The sequence below is a fragment of the Pseudoalteromonas sp. JC28 genome, assembly GCF_013319255.1.
Classification (GTDB): domain Bacteria; phylum Pseudomonadota; class Gammaproteobacteria; order Enterobacterales; family Alteromonadaceae; genus Pseudoalteromonas.
In genome coordinates, this window is record NZ_QOKX01000009.1 from 1 (window position 1) to 23,756 (window position 23,756).

A 23,756-nucleotide genomic window follows, 5' to 3' on the forward strand; every position below is an offset into this window, starting at 1 on the left:
TGATGACATGTCTACCAGTTGGCACTACGACCTACTGCTTCCAGACGCCGCCATCGAAGGCATGCAAGCCACGGTAAAGCGCCTAGACGAGGTCACCCCAAAAATCGACCAGCATATGCAACAAGCCGCCCAAGAAATCGGACAGCGAGTTAATAAAGCACTGGATGAATATCAAGGCCAACCACCAATTCGAGGCGTTACCGACAAGCCCACCAAAGCCAAAGCTGATGAATTGGAGCCGCCAAAAGGGAATGAGCTGCCGGGGGCTAAGTCCGAGTTTAAAGGGCAATACAAAGGAAGTGAGCTACTATTAAAAAATATTTCAACTATAAATATCAACTACACTAAGCGGGATAGGGCTGAATATGCTGATTTACGTAAAGCATTCAATAATGGTATACGGAAAGACTTTTTAAAAAGCTTATCTAACAGGCCAGAATTAATTAAACAACTGAATAAGCTTGGAGTGAATGAGAGAGAAGTGGCAAAGCTCGCAGATGGCAAAGTTCCAAAAGGTTGGCAGGTTCATCATAAAATCCCATTGGATGATGGTGGAACTAATAGTTTCAATAATTTAGTTCTCATACGAAATAGCCCCGAACACTCAGTATTTACAACTTACCAAAAAAAAATGACGTCAAAAATGACGCACTATGAAACAATAAACGTCGATTGGCCAATTCCCGAAGGCTTGGTTTATCCTAAGTGAGATGATGATGAGCGTACTAATCAATTTGATCGAACAGAAAAACAAAATAGAAGAATCGCAATACCAAGAAGGTTTTTTACTTCCTCCTGCAACTGAGAAACAACTTATAAAGCTGCAAGAAAACTCATTAAGATTTTTTAAGGGGAAAATATCAGACCAGTTTATAGAATTATTAAAAATTTCAAATGGTTTTTCTGTAAATGGTTTAAACGTGTATGGTGCAAACACCATCGAAAGTCCAATTTATCTACCAGGTATAATTGAAGCCAATGAATCATTTTATGAAGAGTGCTCCCTGAAGCAATTTATTGCATATGCTGATGAAAACATGAGTCGTGTAGTTTTCAATTTGAACACCCGACTCTATGCTGTCATAGATAGAGTTACTTGGGAAATAATTGATGAGTATGAAACGTTTGAAGAAGCGTTACTTGCATTAATTGAGGAGAGTTGTGTGTTTGAATAATGCATACCTGTACCAGCTCAGGATTACATGAAATGTTACCCGCTTTCAATCGGTGACTGCCACTCTACGTGTTAAGCGGGTAAATTGAGAAGCCCTGTAGTGCTTCTTATCAATGCCCTAGTTGATCGAGTAAGTCCATTACTTCAACGCTGGCATGTTCCATTTGGTTAAGCTGTTTTACTGCGCCTTGAGAATCACCTGCTTTAAACTTTTTCATTGCTTCTACACCAGCTCTATGGACTTCTTTATGCGGAGCTTCTAGGCGTTTAAACGCATTGTGACCACCAAACTTTTGGGCGCCATCGCCACCAAACCACTTACCTAAGCGGCACATCGTATGATCGGCAAAGTCGCTGATATTTTTATGGCTATTGCCAATAATAACGTTGTATACGTCTCCTTTCCAAACGACATGATCGAGCTTTACGGTCTGGATAAAAGTTTGGGTGGTAGAAACCAAAATGGTGTCTTTCATTGAATCACAACAACTTACTATCCCTTCGTATTCATCGTTTAAGTGTCCAATACTGTCAGATAGCGTGATATTAGACGCTTGAATTTCTTCTACAGCACTCACGGTTGTGTGAGTTGTATCGATGATTTTTTTGACTAAATCGGAGACTTCGTTAGCGGATTCATTGGTATTGGTTGCCAGCGCGCGTACCTCATCGGCGACAACCGAAAAGCCACGGCCAGCTTCACCCGCTCGGGCTGCTTCAATAGCAGCATTAAGCGCTAGCAGATTCGTTTGATCTGAAATTTTTGAAATCGTCGTAACAAAGGTATTAATGCTATCTGCCATCTGCGATAGGCCAGAAATATTGGTGGTCATTCTGTCCATATTACCGCCGAGCTGCTCCATTCCCGTGAGTATTTTACGCAATGCGGTTTCAGATTTAGAAAAGGCGGAGTTTACTTGCTCAATTGAATGGCTTTCTTCTTCAATACTCATAAAGCTCGCAAGAACGGTTTCGCGGATCCCTTGCACTTGGTTTAACCCAGTCAATGCACACTGCAGTAGTTGATTGTCAGTATTATCATTGAGCGCAGCTTGTGAGCTTACAACTTCTTGTTTTAATGACTCATTTTCAGCAACTAATTGCGCATTCGCATGTTTTAAACTGGCAATCTCTTGTTGCGCGGCTAATAAGGCTTGTTGGGTTTCATTGTTTGTAAATAGTTTTGCAAACACGTTATTTTCCCTTGTAACTTGATATTAACGCAAGCTTAGCAATCATTGGAGAATAGTGCTACTTCTTTAGCTTTTAAAAAAGCTATAAATTTAGAGAAGTTAGCGTAGAATTGTGATTGGATTTTGGTGCGCTGAGCGTCATTGAAATTTAACCAATAAAACAGTGCTATAGTGTTATCCTCGAGCACTAGATCTGAGTGATTTACCGCGTTTATCGCCATACATATGCTCATCGGCTTCGTGGATGATGAGATCAGCTTGTTTAGCTGGGTCAACTTTGACCATTCCAATACTGACGTTAATTTTGTAATCATGTAATCCCTTTAATAATGCCGCTCTTACTTCGTCTGTATCTGGAAGCACAGCATTAATATAGGCAATAAATTCGTCACCCCCGATACGAAAGCTGTAATCTAAGCCAAAGTAATCTTTCATATTCTGCGTAAACTTAATCAAAACCTCGTCGCCAATATGATGGCCATAGTTGTCATTCACTTGCTTAAAATTATCTAAATCGAGGTAGAGTAGCCATTGATCATCAAAGCGGTGTGTTTGCAAGCCTTCAAAACATGCGCGACGACTACCCACGCCTGTCATCGCATCATGGTCAGCTTCATACCGCATCCGCTCTTCTAACAATCTTCTTCTCTCTACTTCTTTTTTTAGCTCTGTAATGCTGGCTCTTTTATTGGTGATCATGCAGTAAAAACCAAAGCTGATGAGTAAAAAGCCGATATTTTTCAAAGAAGTGTCAAAGTTAAGTAAGGGAATGGAAAAACCGTCGGTGAAATTATCAATAATATCAAGGAGTAGGCCCGCACAATACACAAGTAGGGCAATGCGTAAGAACGAATTTGCGATTTCTCTGGTGATCAAATTGAACAAAGTGAAAGAAATGCCGAACCAGAACAACTCTTCGTAGCTCTCGTATTCGTAGTGACCAATATAGTACATGTAGCCACCAAAAAAGATGATGGCTATCCATATTACTAAGGGGGGTAACGCGCGTTTGATCAAAATACTTTGGCTTCTGGTGCTTCAGTTATCTTTAGTTATAGTTAATTGAGCTTCAGAAGCAAGCCACTTATGCGCTTAACTCAAGTGCTTGAGCAATCATAAATAGATGACTAACAAAAACGAGAGAAGTCAGCACCGTTCGCATTTTTTGATAGTCTTTATGATAGTCACTCCAGCGGGATGAACTGCGCTCTATAAAATATACGAGCCAATATGCGATAGCGAGATAGAGAAGCAACCATTGTGGTGCTGCAATACTAAGTAGGGGGTAAGGGATCACGACAATCACGGCCAGTATCGCTTGTTTGTAGGTTTGCTCTCCTGCACGCCATAAACTTCCGGCCATAAAAGCTAGAATCCCCAGACTGTAAAACTGAAAAGCATGAAGCACGTCACTCGATGCACCTGTCATTAGCGTCCACGCGATACAAGCCAAAAAGGGAATAAAGCCAAAGTAACCAAGTTGAATATGATTGAAGTACGGGTGCATAGTCACGCTCTGCTGTAGTTAATTGCTGGGATCATACCGTAATTATCTTATTTTTATACTCTTATGCTGAATTAGTTGATCACTTATAAGAGAGCTATCAGTTTTTCCGATTACAGTGATTCAAACAATCCATTTTATTTAATCAGCACTTCCCCTTATCTTTGTACTCAAGCCAAGGCGAACAGTAATCGCCAACATTATTTAAACTAAACAACAGTGAGGAAAGCGATGAGCACTTCATTAATCAATACTAAAATTCAACCATTCAACGCAACTGCATACCATGGTGGCGACTTCGTAGAAGTTTCTGAGCAAGACCTACTAGGTAAATGGTCAATCGTATTCTTTTACCCTGCGGATTTCACATTTGTATGTCCAACGGAGCTTGGTGACTTAGCTGACTACTACGCACAGCTACAAGAAATGGGTGTAGAAGTTTACTCTGTATCGACAGACACGCACTTCACGCATAAAGCATGGCACGATGCGTCAGACACTATTAAGAAAATTCAATTCCCAATGATTGGTGACCCGACAGGCCGTATTACTCGTAACTTCGGTGTAATGATCGAGGAAGAAGGTCTTGCACTTCGCGGTACTTTTGTTATCAACCCAGAGGGCGAAATCAAAGTTATCGAAACGCATGACCTAGGTATTGGTCGCAGTGCTAAAGAGCTAGTACGTAAAGTACAAGCTGCTCAATACATCGCATCTCACGATGGTGAAGTCTGTCCAGCTTCTTGGCAGCCAGGTGAAGAAACACTAGCGCCTTCACTAGACCTAGTTGGCAAAATCTAATTTGTCAGGGGAGTGCAGCATGCACTCCCATCTCAACCATCTAGATGAATCAAATTCATCGTTTTTGCGAATTTTTACTGTAGTTTCTGCAGAGGGTTACCTTATATGTTAGACAACCAAATTAAAACTCAACTACAAAGCCATTTTAGCTCTCTACAACGTCCGATTGAACTCGTCATTACCGTTGATGACAGTAAAAAATCGCAAGAGCTAAAAGGGTTAGCACAAGACTTAGCGTCATTGAGCGACAAAATTACTTTATCTGAATCAATTGAAGGTGAACGTATCCCACAAATGGTGGTGCGTGGTGTTGAAGCAAAGAGCGAAATTACGTTTGCTGGTGTTCCTATGGGACATGAGTTTACCAGTTTGGTACTTGCATTATTGCATTCAGGCGGTCATGCAACTAAAGCATCGGCAGACGATCTCGAACTGATCACAAATATAGATAACGCATTGAACTTTGAGGTTTACATCTCACTGAGTTGCCAAACTTGTCCGCAAGTAGTGCAGGCTTTGAATCTCATGGCGGCTGTTAACCCAAATATTACCACCACCATGATTGATGGTGCTTTGTTCCAAGAAGAAGTGGAGTCACGCAACATCATGGCCGTGCCAACCGTGTACTTAAATGGTGAGCAATTTAGCCAAGGCGCAGTGAGCTTAAGCGATATTTTATTAAAACTTGATAGTAAAGCTGGTGAAAAACAAGCGGCCTTACTTAACGAGAAAGACGTGTTTGATGTGCTCGTTGTAGGTGGCGGCCCTGCTGGTGCTTCAGCTGCAATCTATGCTGCTCGTAAAGGGTTAAATACAGGGGTAGTTGCGGAGCGTTTTGGCGGCCAAGTTGCCGATACTTTGGGTATTGAGAACTTTATTTCAGTGCAAAAAACTGAAGGCCCTAAGCTGGTTGCACAGTTAGAAGAGCATGTTAACCAGTATGGCGTTGATGTGATGAAGAACCAGCGTGCAGCGGCAATTAACAAAGGCGAAACCATTGATATCACGCTTGAAAGCGGTGCGGTATTAAGGGCCAAATCTTTAGTATTGGCTACAGGTGCACGATGGAGAAGCATGAATGTACCCGGCGAAACCGAGTACAAGGGTAGAGGCGTAGCATATTGTCCACATTGCGATGGTCCGTTATTTAAGGGGAAACCTGTCGCGGTTATTGGTGGCGGTAACTCGGGTATTGAAGCAGCTATCGACTTGGCAAATATTGTTGAACACGTCACGGTATTAGAATTTGCCGATACGCTTAGAGCTGACGAAGTGCTGATCAAAAAGGCGAAAAGTCTTGCTAACGTTACCATTATTAAAAACGCACAAACCACTGAAGTAGTTGGAGATGGTAGTAAAGTAACGGGTCTTAATTACATAGACAGAGTCAGCGGTGACGCTCATTCGTTGGCACTGGCTGGCATTTTTGTACAAATTGGGCTTGTACCAAATACTGAATGGTTAAAGTCGAGTGAAGTTGCTCTTAGCCGCTTTGGTGAAATCGAAATTGACAGCAAAGGTGCGACAAGTTTAGCTGGCGTTTACGCCGCAGGCGATGCAACCACCACACCGTTTAAGCAAATTATCATTGCGATGGGTGGTGGGGCGACAGCAAGCTTAGGCGCTTTTGATTACCTAATTCGGCTAGGACAAGACGACGAGCAAGCTGCTTAACTTATCGCATTACTGGAAAGAATCATTGCAACAATACACCCATGCAATGCTCCCAAGCCACACTCTAGCAGTGTGGCTTTTTTTGCTTAGATTTCGAAGATTCATCGCTGCGTAAAGCAGCTCCTACTCCAAAGTGTAGAGTGCCCTGTGGGAGGAGGCTTACCCGCCGAGCAGTTACTAGCTTAGCTAATAGGATTTTGGTTGAATAAGAAACACAAGATCGCTGCGTAAAGCAGCTCCTACTCTAACGTGTAGAGTGCCCTGTGGGAGACGGTTTACCCGGCGAGAGGTTACTAGCCTAGCAGAGTGACTTATCTTCCACACAAGATCGCTGTGTAAAACAGTTCCTTCAGTCCTACTCGCTACCAACGCGTTGTAATGGCGCTGCCGATATAAACTGCTCAAAATGTTCACACCAAATAATAGCACTCTGAAACTGGGCCAGATCGACTTGGCGATATTTACGCTGCACGAATTGTGAAAATTGGTTAATGTTGGCAATTTCCACCATGGTGTGCTTTTGCGCTTTAAAGTCGGCTTCTGTCTCAATAAATGTTTTGGCGAGGTAAAGCCGATAATCAGGCCCTGGGGCTATTTCACCCACAAATGCAATATGATTATCCGTAAAATAAATTTCACCAGTGGCGTAGTGTAATGCGTCTGAATCTTTAAGCTCCTTCTTGAATTGGCCTTTGTATGTTGCGGCTTTACTGATCGCCAGTATTTCTGTGTGGCTAGCCGCCGGAGGTTGCGTCATTATAGGTAGAGTGTACACACCCATAATAAACCCTGTGATAAACACCACAATGAGCAATAGTAACGTAAATAGCGTCCGCAAAATCATTTCCAAGTGAGCAGCAAAGTCAAAGTATAGCCAAATTATAAGGCTCTAGTAGAAAAATTGACTGCTTAAAAAGGGTTAATTTTTTTGATAAGAATAAAGTGTTTTTATTAAATGTAATCTAGTACCCAATGTAGATAAAACTTTACACATAGTAGCTCCTTCTGATTGTTAATTATTAGGGAATAGAGTATTTCAATTGTTTTGGTTATTGTAATAGTCAAAGTAAACAGGTGTTTAGGCCAAAATTATGGTGTAAAGGTATTTTTAACTTAACCATAAAGTACTGAATGTAATTAATAATCTCAGCTATTGTTATTGATTTTTGCTTGGGTAAAATGCCTCGAATTCGAGTTGATTCTTACAATAAAATTAACTTGGATACTTTTCTATTACAAAAAATGAAGGCGAGCATGCCATGGACGTGCAAGAACTTATCAGTTGTTAAAAAATGACAGCGTTGTTTTTTACTGTCGAAACACAGTAGCGCGAACAAGATAAGTTGTGTTTATCAACGTGCGAAACCTAGGTGCACAGAACAAGGTTGAATTTCGTGTGGCAAGCATCGATAGACTCTCGCTCATTCTAATCTTAATCGAAGTGGCGGCGGCTACTTCTCTAAAACGAGTAGAAGAAAATGAAAAACTCAATGTTAACAGTCAGTATTGGCATGGCACTTGGTATGGCAGCATCGAACGCATTTGCACATGGTTATATGGATAGTCCAAAGGCAAGACAAGCAATTTGTGAAGAACAGGGGGGATTTTGGTGGCCAAAAGATGGAAGCAATATCCCGAACGCGGCATGTCGAGCAGCTTACCTAGCGTCTGAACATGTGCAGTTTGTTCAAAAGCATGAGTTTGCAGCGAATGTTCCCGATTATTTTAATTTGCAAGCTGTACAGGCTGCTGTTCCTGACGGACAACTTTGTGCGGGTGGCGATAGAAATAAAGCGGGCATGAATATCGCGTCGAGTGAGTGGCAAAGGACCGCGATAACGCCAAATGCTCAAAACCAAATTAAAGTGAGATTTCGTGCAACAACGCCTCACAACCCTAGCTTTTGGCAGTTTTATCTCACCAAACCGGAGGCGGATATTCAGTCAACGCCCCTAGCGTGGCAAGATTTAGAGCTAGTGCAAGAGTATGGCAATGTTGACTTCTTCGTTGCGCCAGATGGTAAACGCTATTATGAAATGCAGGTCGCGGTGCCGAGTAAATTTAGCGGAGATGCTATCTTGTATACGCGTTGGCAGCGTGATGATGTTGTAGGTGAAGGCTTTTACAATTGTAGCGACGTCACTATAGTGCGTGATACTACACCGACTGAGCCGGTAAGTTGGACGCCTGCTGGATTTTTAATTAAACCTGGCCAACAAGCCAATGTAGGCGATACGGTATGGCTACGTGTGTTTGATGGTGATGGCCAAGAATTGGTACAAGAAAAACTGTCGATAACACAAAGCAACATCACTCATTGGACTGCGCAATTTGCTAGCACACTAAATAATAATCATGCGAATACGCTGCAAATTGGCGTACAACAAAGTGACGGCAATATTGTATTTGATGCTGCGCAACTCGCTGCTAATCAGCTGTTTGTAAGTTTTCCCCAGTACACTTTTAACCTTTCAATTCTAGCTAAGCCACAAAACCGCGCCCCTGTGGTTCATACCCCTGCCGATATCACGCTAAAAGAAGTCTCAAGCACATCACTTCATGTTCATGCGTTTGATGATGACAAAGATCCGCTTACCTTTGCATGGCAGATCCCATCGCCACTGAGCTACAGCGGTAGCGGTGCAACTATCACGTTGACTGCGCCTGAGGTCCAGCAAAATACCGACTATCAAGGGCAAGTCACCGTTTCTGATGGCACATTTGAGAAAACTGTTAGCTTTACCATCACAGTGACTAACCAAACCGCACCACCAAGTGGTGACACATGGCGTGCCGATCAAGTTTATACCGCTGGCGATACCGCAGTGTATCAGGGCAAAAGCTATCGCGCTAAATGGTGGGTAAAAGGCCAAAAGCCCGATCAAAGTGATGCGTGGGAGCTGGTAGATAAGTCCGATGGCAGTAACTCATGGAGTGCTAATAAGGCATACACTGGCGGCGACAAAGTGAGTTATCTAGGCGTTGAATATCAGGCGCGCTGGTGGACGCGCGGTCAGCAACCTGGCACTGACTCAGTGTGGCGTAAGCTTTAATGTAAAGCACTTCTAACAAAGCACTGGCAGATATCGCTGCCAGTGAGATCAAGTTTTCAATGAGTTACATCATCTAACACTGAGCAAAATGTTACATCAGCTGTTGTGGTTTGATTTCAATATTAGCACTATCAGAGCTTACCCATACTTCGCCATCTTGAATGGTAATAGTGAGCTTGATACTACGATCTGCTAACTGAGCTAAAGCCTGAGTCGCACTATAATCCAAGCTGAAAATACTCAGGTTTTTAAAGTCGTATAATTTCGGCTGATGTTTTTGCCACCAAATAGCTTGATTATTTTCACCATAGGTATAGAGGACCACTTGCTTTGATTTATTGCACGCTTTTTTAAGGCGTTTTTCATCAGGCAGTCCTAGTTCAATCCAAAGCTCAATCTCTTCGCTGTAATTCTTAACCCATAGCTCAGGTTCATCGTCAGCGCACAAGCCTTTAGTAAACTCTAGTCCCTCACAGGCATTGAGTGCATAAGCGAGTAACCTGATCATTAACCGTTGTTCGTTTTCAGAGGGGTGCTGAGCCAGTGTTAAATTAACATCTTGATAAACATGCCTGTCCATATCGCTAAGTGATAGTTGGGCTTTAATAATAGTAGATTTGAGCGCCATAAATTTGCTTAAAAAATTTTTGCGCTAGTATAGCGGATTGAGATAAAAATTTGCAGAATGTTATTGTGGAAATGAAACACAGCCACGCAAAGAGACTGTGTTTATTTGAATTGCTTAACGCCCTAGCAGCTAATTGCAGTTATTTGAGATATCCAAATATTGGGCAAAGACTCTTTTAGTTTGCTTACTTGAGCACAGTCGATATTTGGGTTTCCATACATACTTAAATACTTCAGATTGGTCAAATTGAATAGCGGCGACAGATCTGAAATGTTGGTATAGTTCAACTCTAAGCGGGTAAGTTCGGTGTAATCTTTAAGTGAACCATAGTTTGTCAGCTTGGTATTATCCAAGTCCAAATAAGTTAAGGTAGTAGGCAAGCCAAAAAGCGCGAAGTCATATACGGTTTGGCTATTTGTATTTAACTCAAAGGAGGTCAATGATTGAGGAAGTGTAGCTTTAGCCGTTAGTTCACCCGTGAGGCTATAGATATCTAGACTCTGTAAGGTGTGGAGCTGAGCTAAACTAGGATCACGTAACAACGAACTGTCAACTGAGCCACTTAGTGTTAAAGCCTTAATTGCTTCAAACTGTGTAATTCCATTTAATGATTCAATTGCTGAGCCATCGCAAGAGAGTGAGGTATTACGGACAGCATCTTGATACCTCTGATCTACAATACACTGTTTAAGTGCCGCATCTGTAATTAAGCTCAAATCGACCGGCTTCATAATACAGTTAGAGTTAGAAAGATTTGTTGTTACACCATCGAGAGATTTTAATAGCTCCTGATCATTACAATAAATTGCACTACTTTTTATTTCAAGTCTTTCCAGAGTGTTTAAACTGGCAAGCATGTCAGCTCTAAAAAACTCGGAAAAGTTGCCTAATGTTAATGACTTAAGTTTAGGCAATGATGCTACCTCTGAGATATCAGTCGCCTGAGAATAGTCAATAAAGAGAGTTTCTAAGTTTTCAAATTGAGATACATGGGTGATATCTTCTAGTTCTGTAAAGCCGCCGAGCTTTAACGATTTCAGGCTCGAGTTTATACCTAAAGAGTCAAGAGTTGTGATTTTTGTTTCATTACTATAATGGTATTCTTTTAATAACTCAGCTGATTCGAGCGCAGGAAAGTTAGCCAAGTCGACCATGTTTGAATATCGGTTACTTTTTACGTTTAATGTCTTTAAGTTCGGTAACGTTGCCTCATTTGAAGCCTCAAATAAACTAACTTCTAGGTTAAGTGTTTCTAATGCTTGCATTTTACTTAACGTATCTAGTGCAAAGTTTGAGTAATCGCTGTAGACGGTGAGGTTGCGCATATTTTCAAGCTCAGATAATGCGCTAAAATCCGCGCTACTATCCAATTCATGAATGTACAATTCGGTTAGGCTTGGTGTGAAACTTAGCCAGCCTAGATCATTAACGCTGCGTAACTGATCGAGCTTCAATGATGTTAACTTCTGCATCGCTTGTAAAAAGCTAAGAGAAGAAAGGTTTAACCTCTCCAAAGACAAGGATTGAAGTTCCGTAAAAGTTGATAGCTCGCCGGCGTTATCAACGCTTAAATTGTTCAATGACAAAGAGGTCAGCTTCGTATTACCACTGATATCCGCGATATCAAACTCAGCATCACTATAATAACGACTAAGGCTTAGTTTTTCCAACTCACTAAACTTTTCTAAGAATGAGAAATCTTCAATCTGCGTTCTGTTGAGTACGAGTGTTGTCAGATTTGTTTTAGTTTCTATTGCCGTTGAGTCAGCGGCTTCAATATTATCAAGTGTTAATGCTGTGAGGTTAGGTATAGAGTTTAAAAATGACAGTGAGTCCAGATCGTATATATATGTCAAAGATAAACTTTGCAAGTTACTAAAGCGTTTTAGAGTATTTTTATCATCGATGTTTAGAGTACGTAAAGCCAAACGAGTGAGCTTATCACTTGGAAGTTGACTAAGCTTTATAGTTTCATATTGGTTACTTTCGTTGTCTATTTCAAGCGTATGAAGCTGTGCAAAGCCTGATAAATCTAACAAAGAAAAATCTAGGCGCTTACTATAATTATTACTTTCTTGGGCTTCAACAATAGACAACGACTCAAGTGTATTGAGCTTACTAATTTGTTCTAAATGTGCATCATTATTTGAGCTGTTCTGGGCTGCGGCAAACGCGTTATCGAGCTTTAACGCGGTGAGCGTAGAAATTTGAGCTAATTCTTCGAGATTATCCAATTCTGCGTTTTTAATAGATACCGTAGATAAACCACTAATACCAGAGAGCCCTGCTAATGTTGCAATTGGGTAGTCTGTACAGTCAACAACTGAAATACCTACGTCTTGATGTGTATCTGATAAACATTGCGCTAGCGCTGCGTCTGAAATCGTTAAGCTTGAAAGTGGAGCGTAAGCATTTAGGTTGACAGTTAATTCTTGTGAGCTTGCGCTTCCTTTATCGTCTGTCGCAGTTAACTTAAAAGTTAACGTGGTCGCTTCATTGATGTCAGGTGCACGAAATTCGAGCGTTTCGTTATTATCGTTGATCAGCTCGACTGTTGTTCCTGCAGTTTGCTCCCACAGCAAAGTTTCAATCGCACTATCTTCATCTGTTACGGTGGCAACGGCTGTGATTGAGTCTCTTTCCATTGCTGTAATTGGTGCCATGCTTGCAATTACTGGGGCTTTGTTAGTAGGTGTGATTGGTTTGTCACTTCCAGTATCATTGCTGTCGCTGCCACTTCCACCGCCACATGCGACTAAAGTTGATGCAAGCAATGAAGTTACGATTCCTTTGTATATAGCGCTTTTGATCATCTTGATATCTTGTTTTATTGAATAGTCAGAAAGCGCAGAAGTGTACTTTATTTAGATACTAGTTTCCAATAGTTACACATGGTTTCTAGCAATGGTATAGCTCTGTGCTCTAGATATGGACTTTAAAAACGAAAAATCAATAGACTAGAAGCAGTACATTTTGCTAGGGCCATTATAACTCATTGATAATTAAAACGAGAAGCGAGGCTATATAGCCTCATTGGTTGGAGAACAAAATAATAAGGACGAGTGAATAACGGAATAAGCGTGTTGTTTAATCAACGTTTGCGATTGCCGATTCAATGCGGTTCTCGCATAGAGTCGTGCCAGGCAGAGTCGCACAGTATTCGCCAGCTTGCTCGAGCCCAATGCGCTGATAATTGCGAGCTGTAATACGAGCTGTAAGCTGTTCGATTTCAAGCGGGTCTTCAGACACAGCTTTAAATGCACTCAACCTTTCTATTTCGTCATACACTAAATCTTGATAACTTCTGAGTCTGGCGGACAGTGCAATATAGCGGTTAGGTATTGCTGTTTGACCAGCATAGGCGAGATCATAATGGCCAGAATCCTCATAGCTTTCGACTTCGTACTTTAAAACGTTTAAATGTTCGTCTTTAAGGTCGTCGACATAATCACCACCGTCTAGTAAGTAGCTAAATAGATTGTCGGCATATGTAATACAGGGAGTTAGGTTATCTGTTTTGCAGTGCGTGGTGCCATTTTTACTGAGTCTAGCGAGTTCCGGCGTCATACCTCCATCGGTATTCACCTGAATCGTATAGACGGCATCTTTGGTTGCCTCTTGAAATACTTTGGTTTTAGTAAAAGTTTTACTGAAAAATAGAAACTTCACTTTGATTTTGGTCTGAAACCATTCGTATTTTGTGCGATCTTTAAAATGGAGCTTTGCGGTAATATAGATACGAGAACCAAGTTTGATATTGTGGATGAAGCTGTCACCACAGCGGTTTCTTACCTGAGTTGGATCTGTACTGAGCAGCTCGACAAAAGCGGGTTTGGTGGTTCGATTTTCAAAGTTATAACTTCCTTTTTCATAGGTTAACTCGACCGCTGAGGCAGCTGAATTTCTATTTTTGGTTACTTTCCTGCGCATGGAAAACTTGGCTGAGCCACCAAAAATAACTAAGTTGATACCAGCCTTTACACTACCTGTAATAGTATTGATCATGGTGTCGGAGTCAAAATCGCCACGATAAGCCAAGTCGCCCATGCTACCACCTTGAAATTGCCACTGACCATCGAGGCACGATTCAAGCGGTATGCCTAATTCCTGTTCAAATCCCTGTCCGAGTTGTTCATGCTCAGTATTTAAAGAGTAATAGGTATGTGCATTTGTATAGAAGCTTAACAGGCCACAGAGCACTATTAATATGGTTCTTAAGTGCATACATAAATTCCTGTAGATGGTTTACTGTGGAAAAGACGTGGAAGTAATAATTCAATATTCTACTGTTTATTACTTGCCACGCCTCAATTGGACTAATTGAGTCTTAGTGTTTTTACGACACACTAATTTTCAAAAGCGGTTCCATAAGTTGGCAGGGCTGATTTACATGGTAGCCAAACCATCACGCCCGCAGCAGGGTCATTTGCATCAACAAAAGAAGGCGCCCAGCCCAACTGTCTAAACCCAAGTGATACATGATTTTCTTCAACCCCAAAGTTTGCTGTTGCTTCTCGGGCATTTTCACATTTGAAGTATTGCGTCATGTTATCAGCTGGTATATTCAGATCGGCAAGCGTGTAGTTTTGTATGCAGCCGACGCCACTACCACTACAGGTATTTAGGTAATCGTTCCACGCATCTGTACAAGCTGTACCATAAGGATTATCGCGACAAACTCGAGCATATTGCTCATAAATCCATGCATTGTTGTAAGCCGCTTCTTGTACACCTTCTGCTTTTTGACGTTGTACATCCGTCATCCAACTAGCGTATTGCGCAAGTACACCACGCGCACGGTGTTCATGATTAACCGACTTTTTGAATTGATCTTCAAGCCATAAAGTACGGTAAGTGGTTTCAAAGCGAATATCTTTATTACCTGAATCTAAACGACGTACATCTTGTGAGCTGATCTCGTAAGGCGTAGCCTTGTAACGCACTACGTTGTAATCAGATAATGCATTAAACTGATTACCAAAATCGTTCTTCGCATAGTTCACTGCTTGCTCAAATAAAGTAAAGCAAGGCTCGTAGTTATCGAGCGAACAAGTGATAATATTGTTAGGGATTATGCTGAGAAGCTGTTTAGGATCACCGCCTTTTTGTAAGGCTCTGACGGTAATGCGCACACTTTTCTTAAGGTCTTCGTCGATATAATTAAGCTTACCATCGACGCTAATACCAATATTACCAGCACCGTAACTTACCCCTAAGTAACCACCAATCTCACTTTTGTGCTGCTCACTTAAGTATTCAATTTTCATGTTAATGAGTAGCTGTGCACCGTATTCAATCTCACTGATAAATCCATCGCCAGCCATGCTCATTAGCTTACTTTGGTACTCATTTGCTAGCGTATTACCTGACGGAGTCAAGGTGTAACCAATGTTGGCATCCGCTGGCATAAGTACACGTTTTTTCGGTGTTAATGATGCTTGGAAAGTATAAGTATTAGAAAATTCAGTCGAGGACATCTCTTTGGCTAAGTGACCGCCAGCTTTCACACGAATGACTGGAAAGCCAACATCAACATCAACATTACCATTGAGTTGACGGAGCACTTCGTCATAGCTGCCATTGTTTACTAGTTCAAATTGCACACGGGTATTGCCGAGAGTTTCAACAGTTTCCCCTGCGACAGTTTGAACATTCAAAAAGCGCTTTTGGTCACTGTTATAAGCCGTACCTAGTACAATGTGATCGTTCATCAATCCAGGGATTTCGCTCTGAAAAGTATTTACATTCTGTGCTTTTTGCATTAATTCCGCTTCTTTCACAAAATTGGAATCTGCGAATGCGAAAGGTGTAGTGCCGGCAATAAGTGCCGCGATAGTCTGTTTGTATAAGTTCATGTTGCCACCTATTACTTCACGTAAAGGAGGTAATCTTCTACCTCTCCGGAGTCTACTTCTTTACATGCGTCATTGCTGCCACCCAAGTAATCCATAGTGACGCGCATTTTCGTCATGCCCTTTTTGGCGCCCGTTGGCGGTGTAATTTCTACCTGAACTGCTTGCTCAGAAACACCAGCAAATAAGGTTTCTTTTGTATCGTTAAAATCACCATCTTGGTTCCAGTCAATAAACACATGCCAAGTCTCTGGGTATGTTTCTGCACTACTAAATCCTGGGGTTAACGTTAACTGGTAGCTTTTATCTGCATATATTTTCGCGGTATCGCCGACATAGTTACTGTAAAAGGTGTTGCTACTGGTATTTTCAATATTTGAAAATTTAACCGATTTGATAAACTCATAAGCACGTTCACGAGACTTCGTGGTGCAATAATTCGGTATTGCAGGTGTGATCATTACAGCACTGATCCGGTAATCAGACGGGATTTGCAAACAAGATGTCGTTGGCGATTTACCCGCAAACCAATTCTTTGGATTCGCATTGTCTTCATCTCCAAAGGTAAGGTATTTCGCATCAGTCCTGAGGGTACTATTTTTGTATAGCATTACTTTTTTAAGATTTGCTATTTTCTCATCATTTGGAATGGGAGTAGTGGGATCAAAGATATTATCAGAGACTTCAACCAATAGTCCTGGGTAGCACTTTTCCAACCATTGAAAGCGTCCTAGCGCTTGTTGTGGCGTAAGTACATCTCGAGATTCAAATAAAGTCGTATTTGCCTGCGCTGATGGTGTAATTGTGGCAGCAAAGGAGGCAATTAATGTGCTGGTTAGCATGACTTTTAACATAGTCTTATTCCTTATAATTCTAGCCATTTACGGTCATACTGATGAACGCGGCCACGAGTCTGTAACTCTCTATCGCGGCAGTAATTACCAATTGGATTACGCTTACAGTAGTCAACGGCGTCCGCCAGAATAAATGAGTTAAAGAGTGCATTATCGCGAATAGTTTCTAATGCAGTTCGATGTGAGTTATTCAACTCACTGGCATAGTAATTGAGTAGGTTATCGGCACGACGATTGTCGAGAATTGCTTGCACCCAATCATCGCTCATGTTTTTGAGCGCCAATTTAGTTAGGATGCTTTTGGCTGGATAGACATCATCAGGTACTAACGGGGATAGACTTGGCCCTGAGTCAGTATAACTTTGTGTCAAGACTCGACCGACATTGTATTTATCTAAGGTATCAAACTGAGTTACGTAGTTAGTTTTGATGTAATCGATACTGTTTTTAAATACATCAAAGCATGGTGTTGGGTTTTCCATCGTACAGTTGACGAGTTGATTAGGGATCACCTTCAAAAGTTCAGTCGGATCACCACCAAGTTGTAGCGCAGAAACGGTAATTTTGATGTTACGCTTCACATCTTCGTCTACTTTTTGCAGTTTACCACTGACACTGACTTTACCCGCCCAGTCTACACCAAGCTGACCACCCCATTTGACTTTGTCTTCGTCATTTTTATATTGAAACTTGAGATTGATCATAACTTGAGAGCCGTACTCAATCGCTGATACAAACTCATTACCAATATTATTGAATTTATCTCCAGGGTTAGCATTGACCAAATCAAGCGCAGCTTGTGTAGGTTTAAACCCGGTTTGAGGATCCGCAACTAACAGCCGTTTTTTTGGTTTTAAGGAGAGAAATAGGGTGTAAGTGCCGGTGTAGTTATCTGCGGCGTTTTGTTTTGCGTAGCTTGCGCCAACCCCAACTTTTATGACAGGAACATCAAGTGCAGCGCCTAAGTTACCATCTAGCATGCTAGATAGTTGGCTATAGCTCATATCTACACCGACTACAAAATCCATTTCGGTATTACCATAGGTTTCATCAACTCGACCAAGTACACTTTGCAGTGCATAAAAGCCTTCTTTTTCGCTATGGTAAGCAGTACCGAGTGTCACTGAGTCTAAATCAGAATTATTTGCTTGGGTAGTGAACTCTGGATTAGCAACTTGATCCGCAGTAGCTGAAAAACTGCAGGCAAAAAGTCCCACTACCCCTATGGCACGTGCCAATGGAGAATATATAAATTTCATGTTGAATTCCTTACTGAGAAGTATGGCCCCTCAATAGGAGAGGCCAGATGCAGCGATTAGTTCAGGCTGTTGATGTAGTCTGTTTTCCACTTTTTAGGAAGACGTTGAAGAATCTCTTCTTCTGACATGCGTAAGTCCTGATCTTTGTAGTTGAACTCATCTTGTGTAGCAAGATCGCCTACCGCCATACCATTGGCAAACATGGCAAAATTACGAGACTCAGCTAGTTTAGAATCTGCTGTTGGAGCAAGTTTTAGGTTATAAATCTTGTCGCGATACTTCTCTTTGGTCACGCTAGTAACCAGCACTGACCCATCCTCAGTTAAGATACGGTCACCAACTTTTAGTTCTTTCGCCCAAATAATTCCTTTATTTGACGTTGAAATTGGGTGAGTTTCAGTAGTTAAGATATCAGAGCCATCGGCGCCTTTTACGCGATACATCTTGATAGCTTCAATCCCAACCGATACATCAATAACTTGCATTGGTTCTTTAACTTGGGTATTCGAAGCAAGTGCACCTAATACCAAATCGCCTTTCGCAATGTCTTCAATAGCAAGTTGTTTTCCATCGGCCATGGTGATCATTGTGCCCGTTGCTAGACAGCTGTATCCTAGCTTCATCATAGGCAATACTTCACTATAGAAGTTACCAAAACGTGTTGATGTTTCTGAGGTTAGTGAAACTTGGAATGCAACGGCACCACCACGTCCTTTCTTAAAGTACGGATAACCTTTCACAGCAAAGGTCATATACCAGTTTGCTTCAGCGATATTAGAGAACAGTTTAGCATTACCAAAACGCCCTTCTGAACGTGGAATATTCCAGCGAATAATCGACTCTTGGTTTACTGTATCAACTTCAAACTCCAAGTAATCTGAAAATTGCTTAACGGCGTTTTCGAGCCCTTTATAGCTTTGCTTTGTCGCGCCGCCATAGATACCTTCCTGTAGATAGATATTCGTTGGTTCATCTATACCGTTTGGTAAATCGCCCACAGTTGGATAGATTTCAGTGATCTCGTGAGGAACGCGTAATTCGCCGTTGAATGGGATATTTACATCGGTAATTTCATTCGGTTCACGGTATTGATCTGCTGCGTAGTCACAGTCAGCGTGACTACGATTTAAACAAATCTTAATAACAGCGTCGTTGTTCTTATCGATAGGCGCAGTCGCATTGTATTTCGGACGTGTATCCAATGATGAGCTGATCCCTACGCTAAGTGCAGAAGCCTCACCTTTTGCAACTGGTGAAGTAGAGCCGTACAGCGCTTCAAAGTGTTCCCATGAGAATGGGTATTCAGTGTACTTCATCGTCGTGCTGATAGTGCCATCTTCTTGCTCAAGTTCAACGTATGAACTAGCGTAAATGGTATCTAGATCGGGAAAATTTGCTTTCAATGACTTTAGTGAAATAGTCGAAGTTGCAAGCGTGTCTTTACCGTCTAATACATTAAATGTAGAACCTAAAGGCGCAAGCTGATTGCCGTTTGCATCTTCTAATAATAAGTCGATGTAGGTCGCTTTTGTGCCGCCAAAACGAGAGCTTTTCGCGCGTACAATCAGGTATGGTTCATTAGTATCTGATGAAATGGCTAGGTTCATATCTAAGAAGAAATGCGCTTCTTTAATGATATCCACATCCGTTTCGCTAACAGGTGGTACTGCGGACGTTGTGATGTTCATTTTTGCTGATAAGTGCTGTCCTTTTGCTACGTCTAGTGTTTTGTGTAGCTGTGGGAATTCACTCTCAATACGATTTGCCTTCATTAATCGAGACTTTGCTAATTGATAGTGCTGCGGGTTGGACATATCGAGTTTACGGATCCCGAATTGATCCGGTTGAGTTACCGCGGTGCCTTGTATCGCTGCTGGTTCAGACTTTTGCTTCGATGCAGAGGTGGCTTGTTGATCAACACTGTTGCTAGCAGCTACTGCGTTACTGACTGCTAACGCGATTGCAAGCGGCATGAGCACCTTTTTGTTTAGTTTTTTCATGTTATTTTCCTTAATTCTTATAGATTTCTACAAGGTAGTCTTCAATTTCTCCGCTCCCCGAGGTTGCGGCACTGCTATAGTCAGAGCAAGGATCGATACTGTTTACTCTGCTAAATCCGTAATACTGCAAAATTCTCATACGAGTCGTCGTGACAGGTTGTGACAACTTATTACTTGGAATGCTAAATTCACCTTCAACATAACCTTTGCCGTAGTCTTGGTTAGTTTGGTCGAAGTCCATTACTAAAAGTTCTGATTTGTTGTTTCTCCAGTCACCATCACCAAATTGACCATCATTGTTTAAATCAATCCAAATATGATAATTTTCAGCGAATGTTTCTGTGCCAACATAGCCAGCTTCAATACGATAGGTATTATTCTGTGTGGCATAGAGTTTGATTGGATTGTTAGGATTAACAACACCAGACTGCTGCGCATTGCTAAGCGGACCATCTTGATTGAAAGTCACACTGCTGATGTGTTCATAGTCAGTGATACCTACAGCTGTGCAGTACTCAACGGGCTGAGTGGGCTTTAGTTCTAACACCATATTCTTGGTACCAGTGACTCGTTCTCCTCGATCAAGCCACCAAGGTTTGTCATAACTGATAGTCAAGCTTGCGGTATAGGTTCCAGCTGCTTGATAGGTATGATCTGTATCTTGGCCGAAACTATCATTCTGATTGTGCGTTGATCCGTCTCCGAAATCCCATACTAAAGTGACATTAGGATTCCAAGCTGCATTGTCAGGTTTTGCGGTGGTGTTATTAAAGCTGACCTTAAACGTACCGTCTGCTTGCTCGGCTACCGTGTAGCTCACTTCAGGAATAAAGCTTGTCTCGCCAATTTTTACCGTTTCACTGGCCGATTGTGTACCATCAACATGGTTAACTGTGAGTGTAATAGTGTATTCACCATCAGCTTGGTAGGTGTGCTGAGTGTCTTTTACCGAGGACGTGGCACCATCACCAAATTGCCACTGTATGGTGCTACCTTGAGGGATAACACTTTGGTTTGTGTCTACATAAACAGTGCTACCGGATTTACGAGGTGTGAATCTTGCGGTGATAGTTGTGTTAAACTGAACCTGTTTGTTCCAATTTCCTATGACTTTGTTGAATCTGTCATATGCTTTTAGCTCGACCGTATAACTTCCAGCTTGCGCATATTGATGAGTAGGCGATTTTTTACTACTGGTTGAGCCATCTCCAAATTCCCATTTCCAACGTTTAACACGTGCATCAACCGTGTTGTTATCAAAACTCATTTGATTAACACCTTGGTTGGCGGTGATTCTCAAATCAACAGGGTCATTGTTTTCAGTGAGTTTAACTGTGTAGTCTTCGACTTCGCCCCAGGACATATCTCCGCATGCAGACTTCACTAAACCAAATGACACCATAGTACGAAGGCGATAGCTTTGATTTAGCTCACCACTCAATGAGATGTCGCCAGCCAATTGCGTCTTACTGCTTCCAAAGAGTACAAGTTCCTCAGTCTTATGGAATAGGCCATCGTTGTCTTTATCTAACCAGACATAAAAATTCTTTGTTTTGTCTTGAGTATCTGGGTGTGGCGCTGCGGTCAGCGTTACATTGAGTGCTTTACCGTCTTTTACTTCGACGACATCATATGAGTAATCACTGTAATTGCTTGAGGTGGAATCATTTTTGTAACTATTTAACGAAACTGATGATAGGTAATACTTACTGTGATTGATGCCTTGTGCCGGACAATAGTCATCAAATACTTCAATGGGTAGTACAAATGTATCTGACTGGCCAGAAGGTGCGATGGCAGTCAGCTCAACGTTGTATTTGCCTGCGGTAGTGAAATTATGTTTGGGCTCAAAGGCGCTGTTTTGTGCACTTCCATCACCAAAGTTCCACTGCCATTGCCAGCCTTCGCTATTACTCGCCGAGACTTGCTGGCCATCACTACGGGTTAAGTTTTTAAAGTCAAAAGCTAAGAATTGGCGATCAAAACCAAGTTCGCTCTCAAGTCCACGGTCTACCTTTAAACTTATACCGACTTGTGCAAATGCCTTACGTACGTGGTTTTGTAATTCAGTGGCTTGCCAGTTACTACCATCTTGCTTTGTAACCCCATCTTGAGTCAGCTGATCAGTCACTGTGTGGGTTTGTCGCATTACACAATCTGCACCAGTAAGATAAGTACTATTGCTGGTCCAGCAATTTTTATTTGCGTTAGCAAATAGAATGAAGGAGTATTTTGTATTCCAAGGAGAGGGGTCACTATCTAGGTCAGCAGTAGTAAGGTAGTAAAAAGCTTTGTTAAACACCCCAGCGCCATGGTGGGACGTGACTGAGTCGTCATAGTCATCAACATGATCGATTGAGTTTCCATCTAGCGTCGGAGTTTCAAAATAACGTAGAGCATCATCTAGGCGGAATGTTTCGTGATTGCTTTTCCAGTCATTCGATCCAGAGTAAAAAAATTCAGCTGCCTCACCAGCCATATCGGAAAACGCTTCGTTGATAGCACGAGCCTGACCTGTCAACATTGACTTTGGTGTACTTGAGCCATACTCCTCAGTAAAACCATGGGCGATTTCATGGGCGACAACATCTAAGGAAACCATAGGGTAAAAGAGGTAGTCCCCATCACCAAAATAGACCTCGCCGTTTTCATAAAATGCCTGATCCATATTCAGACCATAATGGACATTCTGAATTATCTTTTTATTATAGTAGGGCTTATGTCCCAGATATGCTTCGAACATTAAACTCGTTGTTTGTCCGTGATGATGGGCATCATTCAAAGCAGAGCGAGCTCCGTGATATTCTTTATAATCATTACGAGTTGAATCTGAGCAGTTATAGCTATAAGGCGTATTAACTTGCGCTGTGCCGTGATTGTAGTTTCTGGTCTCAACGTTCTTTGCATCAAATAAGCAGCTAGTTTGCTGAGCATCGGTTTCCATTGCGACGACAAAGGTCTTTGGTGGGTAGGAAACATAATCAGCTTGTTGGTAATCTGGACGTGCAATCTTGTCATTGCCAGATGGACCGCTTCCACCTTCATACACAACCCGCTGCAATACATCGGATTGGCTGATAAGCTCGTTTGTCGTTAAATCGACAAAGGAGATGATCCTTTGAGGCTTAAAAGGAGCAGAGTTAAAATCGGTGAAAAAGGTAAGTTTAGCTGCATGTCGAGCTTTACCCCGATCATCTATATAAATAACTTCTTCTGTTGATTTACGTCGAAAAACTCTAGGGCGTTCACTGGCAAATTGCGAGATGATTGAATCTAATGCTGCGTTAAGTTGGTCATCAGACGCTGGAGTTAGTGCAGGTAAATCTTTAGCAACGTCTACAATGAGATCGCCATAAACTTGCTCAACTACGCCATTTTCGTCCGTAAGCACAACAAGGTCGTGATTCCAGATAGGTATATTTTGGTATTTTTGAGTTATGGTATGGCTTTGCCTAGTTTGATCTACTTGGCTTTGATGAAATGTAAGTGTGTGACCTGTGTATTGCGCAGCAAATGTTTTAAGCGCGAGTAGATAGTTTTGATTAGAATCATCACCAAATGTGGATTGTTTTTGTTGTAAAGTAGACGCAATTTTCTGCGTGTCATTGAATAAAGAGACGCGTTCAGCGCCGTGACAATACATACTTATCGCAGATGCTAAAACGCACAGAGACTTTAACCCTTGCATGTTAACTCCATAATTATTTTGAAGATTCCTTCCCACTAAAACGCAACTACTCAGTACATGAGATAAAAGAGCGAAT

17 protein-coding genes and 1 pseudogene are annotated in these 23,756 nt (G+C 41.7%); 6 read left to right on the forward strand and 12 right to left on the reverse strand.

Annotated features, from left to right (window positions below; translation table 11 throughout):
• Nucleotides 1-7: 7 nt before the first annotated feature.
• From DS891_RS24865 to DS891_RS19235, 3 genes and pseudogenes are all read left to right on the forward strand, one after another.
• Nucleotides 8-268: pseudogene (locus tag DS891_RS24865) on the forward strand (hypothetical protein); the annotation flags it as partial.
• Between the two features lie 213 nt (nt 269-481).
• Nucleotides 482-709 carry an HNH endonuclease gene (locus DS891_RS24870; RefSeq protein ID WP_368032229.1) on the forward strand — a complete coding sequence of 76 codons (228 nt, stop codon included), beginning with the start codon at nt 482-484 and terminating at the stop codon, nt 707-709.
• 7 nt (nt 710-716) lie between these two features.
• Nucleotides 717-1,175 (forward strand): YrhA family protein, encoded by a 459-nt coding sequence (locus DS891_RS19235; RefSeq protein ID WP_223193770.1) that lies wholly within the window; start codon nt 717-719, stop codon nt 1,173-1,175.
• Between the two features lie 109 nt (nt 1,176-1,284).
• Here the strand turns inward: DS891_RS19235 and DS891_RS24750 are convergent, their stop codons facing one another.
• The 3 genes from DS891_RS24750 to DS891_RS19250 form a co-directional block, all read right to left on the reverse strand.
• The gene (locus DS891_RS24750) at nt 1,285-2,367 is read right to left on the reverse strand and encodes a methyl-accepting chemotaxis protein (RefSeq protein ID WP_174170641.1); all 1,083 of its coding nucleotides are present in this window, start codon (nt 2,365-2,367) and stop codon (nt 1,285-1,287) included.
• A 174-nt stretch (nt 2,368-2,541) separates the two neighbouring features.
• Nucleotides 2,542-3,321, reverse strand: a complete 780-nt coding sequence (locus tag DS891_RS19245) for a GGDEF domain-containing protein (RefSeq protein WP_010607418.1) — start codon at nt 3,319-3,321, stop codon at nt 2,542-2,544.
• 130 nt (nt 3,322-3,451) lie between these two features.
• A complete protein-coding gene (locus DS891_RS19250; RefSeq protein ID WP_174170642.1) occupies nt 3,452-3,874 on the reverse strand; it encodes a DUF3429 domain-containing protein in 423 nt (140 codons plus the stop codon).
• Between the two features lie 228 nt (nt 3,875-4,102).
• Between DS891_RS19250 and ahpC the strand changes: the two genes are divergently transcribed.
• Together ahpC and ahpF are read left to right on the forward strand one after the other, a co-directional pair.
• Nucleotides 4,103-4,672: an alkyl hydroperoxide reductase subunit C gene (ahpC, locus tag DS891_RS19255; RefSeq protein ID WP_010377859.1), complete on the forward strand. Its 570-nt coding sequence runs from the start codon at nt 4,103-4,105 to the stop codon at nt 4,670-4,672.
• A 105-nt stretch (nt 4,673-4,777) separates the two neighbouring features.
• Complete coding sequence (gene ahpF / locus DS891_RS19260) at nt 4,778-6,346, forward strand: alkyl hydroperoxide reductase subunit F (RefSeq protein ID WP_174170643.1); 1,569 nt, start codon at nt 4,778-4,780, stop codon at nt 6,344-6,346.
• Between the two features lie 355 nt (nt 6,347-6,701).
• Here ahpF and DS891_RS19265 read toward each other — a convergent pair whose 3' ends face one another.
• Nucleotides 6,702-7,190: a DM13 domain-containing protein gene (locus DS891_RS19265; RefSeq protein WP_174170644.1), complete on the reverse strand. Its 489-nt coding sequence runs from the start codon at nt 7,188-7,190 to the stop codon at nt 6,702-6,704.
• Between the two features lie 634 nt (nt 7,191-7,824).
• On the opposite strand from DS891_RS19265, the gene DS891_RS19270 reads away from it, so the two are divergent.
• A complete protein-coding gene (locus DS891_RS19270) occupies nt 7,825-9,399 on the forward strand; it encodes a lytic polysaccharide monooxygenase (protein WP_174170645.1) in 1,575 nt (524 codons plus the stop codon).
• Nucleotides 9,400-9,490: 91 nt separating this feature from the next.
• Here the strand turns inward: DS891_RS19270 and DS891_RS19275 are convergent, their stop codons facing one another.
• The 8 genes from DS891_RS19275 to DS891_RS19310 all read right to left on the reverse strand — a co-directional run bounded on the left by DS891_RS19275 (nt 9,491) and on the right by DS891_RS19310 (nt 23,680).
• On the reverse strand, nt 9,491-10,027 hold the full coding sequence (locus DS891_RS19275) for a YaeQ family protein (RefSeq protein ID WP_174170646.1): 537 nt from the start codon (nt 10,025-10,027) through the stop codon (nt 9,491-9,493).
• A 122-nt stretch (nt 10,028-10,149) separates the two neighbouring features.
• Nucleotides 10,150-12,840: a leucine-rich repeat domain-containing protein gene (locus DS891_RS19280; RefSeq protein WP_254605960.1), complete on the reverse strand. Its 2,691-nt coding sequence runs from the start codon at nt 12,838-12,840 to the stop codon at nt 10,150-10,152.
• A 274-nt stretch (nt 12,841-13,114) separates the two neighbouring features.
• Complete coding sequence (locus tag DS891_RS19285) at nt 13,115-14,251, reverse strand: hypothetical protein (RefSeq protein ID WP_174170647.1); 1,137 nt, start codon at nt 14,249-14,251, stop codon at nt 13,115-13,117.
• Between the two features lie 122 nt (nt 14,252-14,373).
• The gene (locus DS891_RS19290) at nt 14,374-15,882 is read right to left on the reverse strand and encodes a hypothetical protein (RefSeq protein WP_174170648.1); all 1,509 of its coding nucleotides are present in this window, start codon (nt 15,880-15,882) and stop codon (nt 14,374-14,376) included.
• A gap of 11 nt (nt 15,883-15,893) precedes the next feature.
• Nucleotides 15,894-16,733, reverse strand: coding sequence for a GEVED domain-containing protein (locus DS891_RS19295; RefSeq protein ID WP_102058520.1), 840 nt, complete (start codon nt 16,731-16,733; stop codon nt 15,894-15,896).
• Nucleotides 16,734-16,744: 11 nt separating this feature from the next.
• Nucleotides 16,745-17,992: an internalin gene (locus tag DS891_RS19300; RefSeq protein ID WP_174170649.1), complete on the reverse strand. Its 1,248-nt coding sequence runs from the start codon at nt 17,990-17,992 to the stop codon at nt 16,745-16,747.
• Nucleotides 17,993-18,048: 56 nt separating this feature from the next.
• Entirely contained in the window at nt 18,049-19,992 is a 1,944-nt protein-coding gene (locus DS891_RS19305; protein WP_174170650.1) for a Hint domain-containing protein, read from the reverse strand.
• Nucleotides 19,993-20,002: 10 nt separating this feature from the next.
• On the reverse strand, nt 20,003-23,680 hold the full coding sequence (locus tag DS891_RS19310) for a PKD domain-containing protein (protein WP_174170651.1): 3,678 nt from the start codon (nt 23,678-23,680) through the stop codon (nt 20,003-20,005).
• Between the last annotated feature and the right edge of the window lie 76 nt (nt 23,681-23,756).

Excerpts from the sequence above, each read along its gene's own strand:
- DS891_RS19270 (WP_174170645.1), top strand. The coding sequence starts at position 7,825 with ATGAAAAACTCAATGTTAACAGTCAGTATTGGCATGGCACTTGGTATG.
- DS891_RS19275 (WP_174170646.1), bottom strand. The coding sequence starts at position 10,027 with ATGGCGCTCAAATCTACTATTATTAAAGCCCAACTATCACTTAGCGAT.
- DS891_RS19305 (WP_174170650.1), bottom strand. The coding sequence starts at position 19,992 with ATGAAAAAACTAAACAAAAAGGTGCTCATGCCGCTTGCAATCGCGTTA.
- DS891_RS19265 (WP_174170644.1), bottom strand. The coding sequence starts at position 7,190 with ATGATTTTGCGGACGCTATTTACGTTACTATTGCTCATTGTGGTGTTT.
- ahpC (WP_010377859.1), top strand. The coding sequence starts at position 4,103 with ATGAGCACTTCATTAATCAATACTAAAATTCAACCATTCAACGCAACT.
- DS891_RS19295 (WP_102058520.1), bottom strand. The coding sequence starts at position 16,733 with ATGTTAAAAGTCATGCTAACCAGCACATTAATTGCCTCCTTTGCTGCC.
- DS891_RS19280 (WP_254605960.1), bottom strand. The coding sequence starts at position 12,840 with ATGATCAAAAGCGCTATATACAAAGGAATCGTAACTTCATTGCTTGCA.
- DS891_RS19245 (WP_010607418.1), bottom strand. The coding sequence starts at position 3,321 with ATGTACTATATTGGTCACTACGAATACGAGAGCTACGAAGAGTTGTTC.
- DS891_RS19290 (WP_174170648.1), bottom strand. The coding sequence starts at position 15,882 with ATGAACTTATACAAACAGACTATCGCGGCACTTATTGCCGGCACTACA.
- DS891_RS19310 (WP_174170651.1), bottom strand. The coding sequence starts at position 23,680 with ATGCAAGGGTTAAAGTCTCTGTGCGTTTTAGCATCTGCGATAAGTATG.
- ahpF (WP_174170643.1), top strand. The coding sequence starts at position 4,778 with ATGTTAGACAACCAAATTAAAACTCAACTACAAAGCCATTTTAGCTCT.
- DS891_RS19250 (WP_174170642.1), bottom strand. The coding sequence starts at position 3,874 with ATGCACCCGTACTTCAATCATATTCAACTTGGTTACTTTGGCTTTATT.
- DS891_RS19235 (WP_223193770.1), top strand. The coding sequence starts at position 717 with ATGAGCGTACTAATCAATTTGATCGAACAGAAAAACAAAATAGAAGAA.
- DS891_RS19285 (WP_174170647.1), bottom strand. The coding sequence starts at position 14,251 with ATGCACTTAAGAACCATATTAATAGTGCTCTGTGGCCTGTTAAGCTTC.
- DS891_RS19300 (WP_174170649.1), bottom strand. The coding sequence starts at position 17,992 with ATGAAATTTATATATTCTCCATTGGCACGTGCCATAGGGGTAGTGGGA.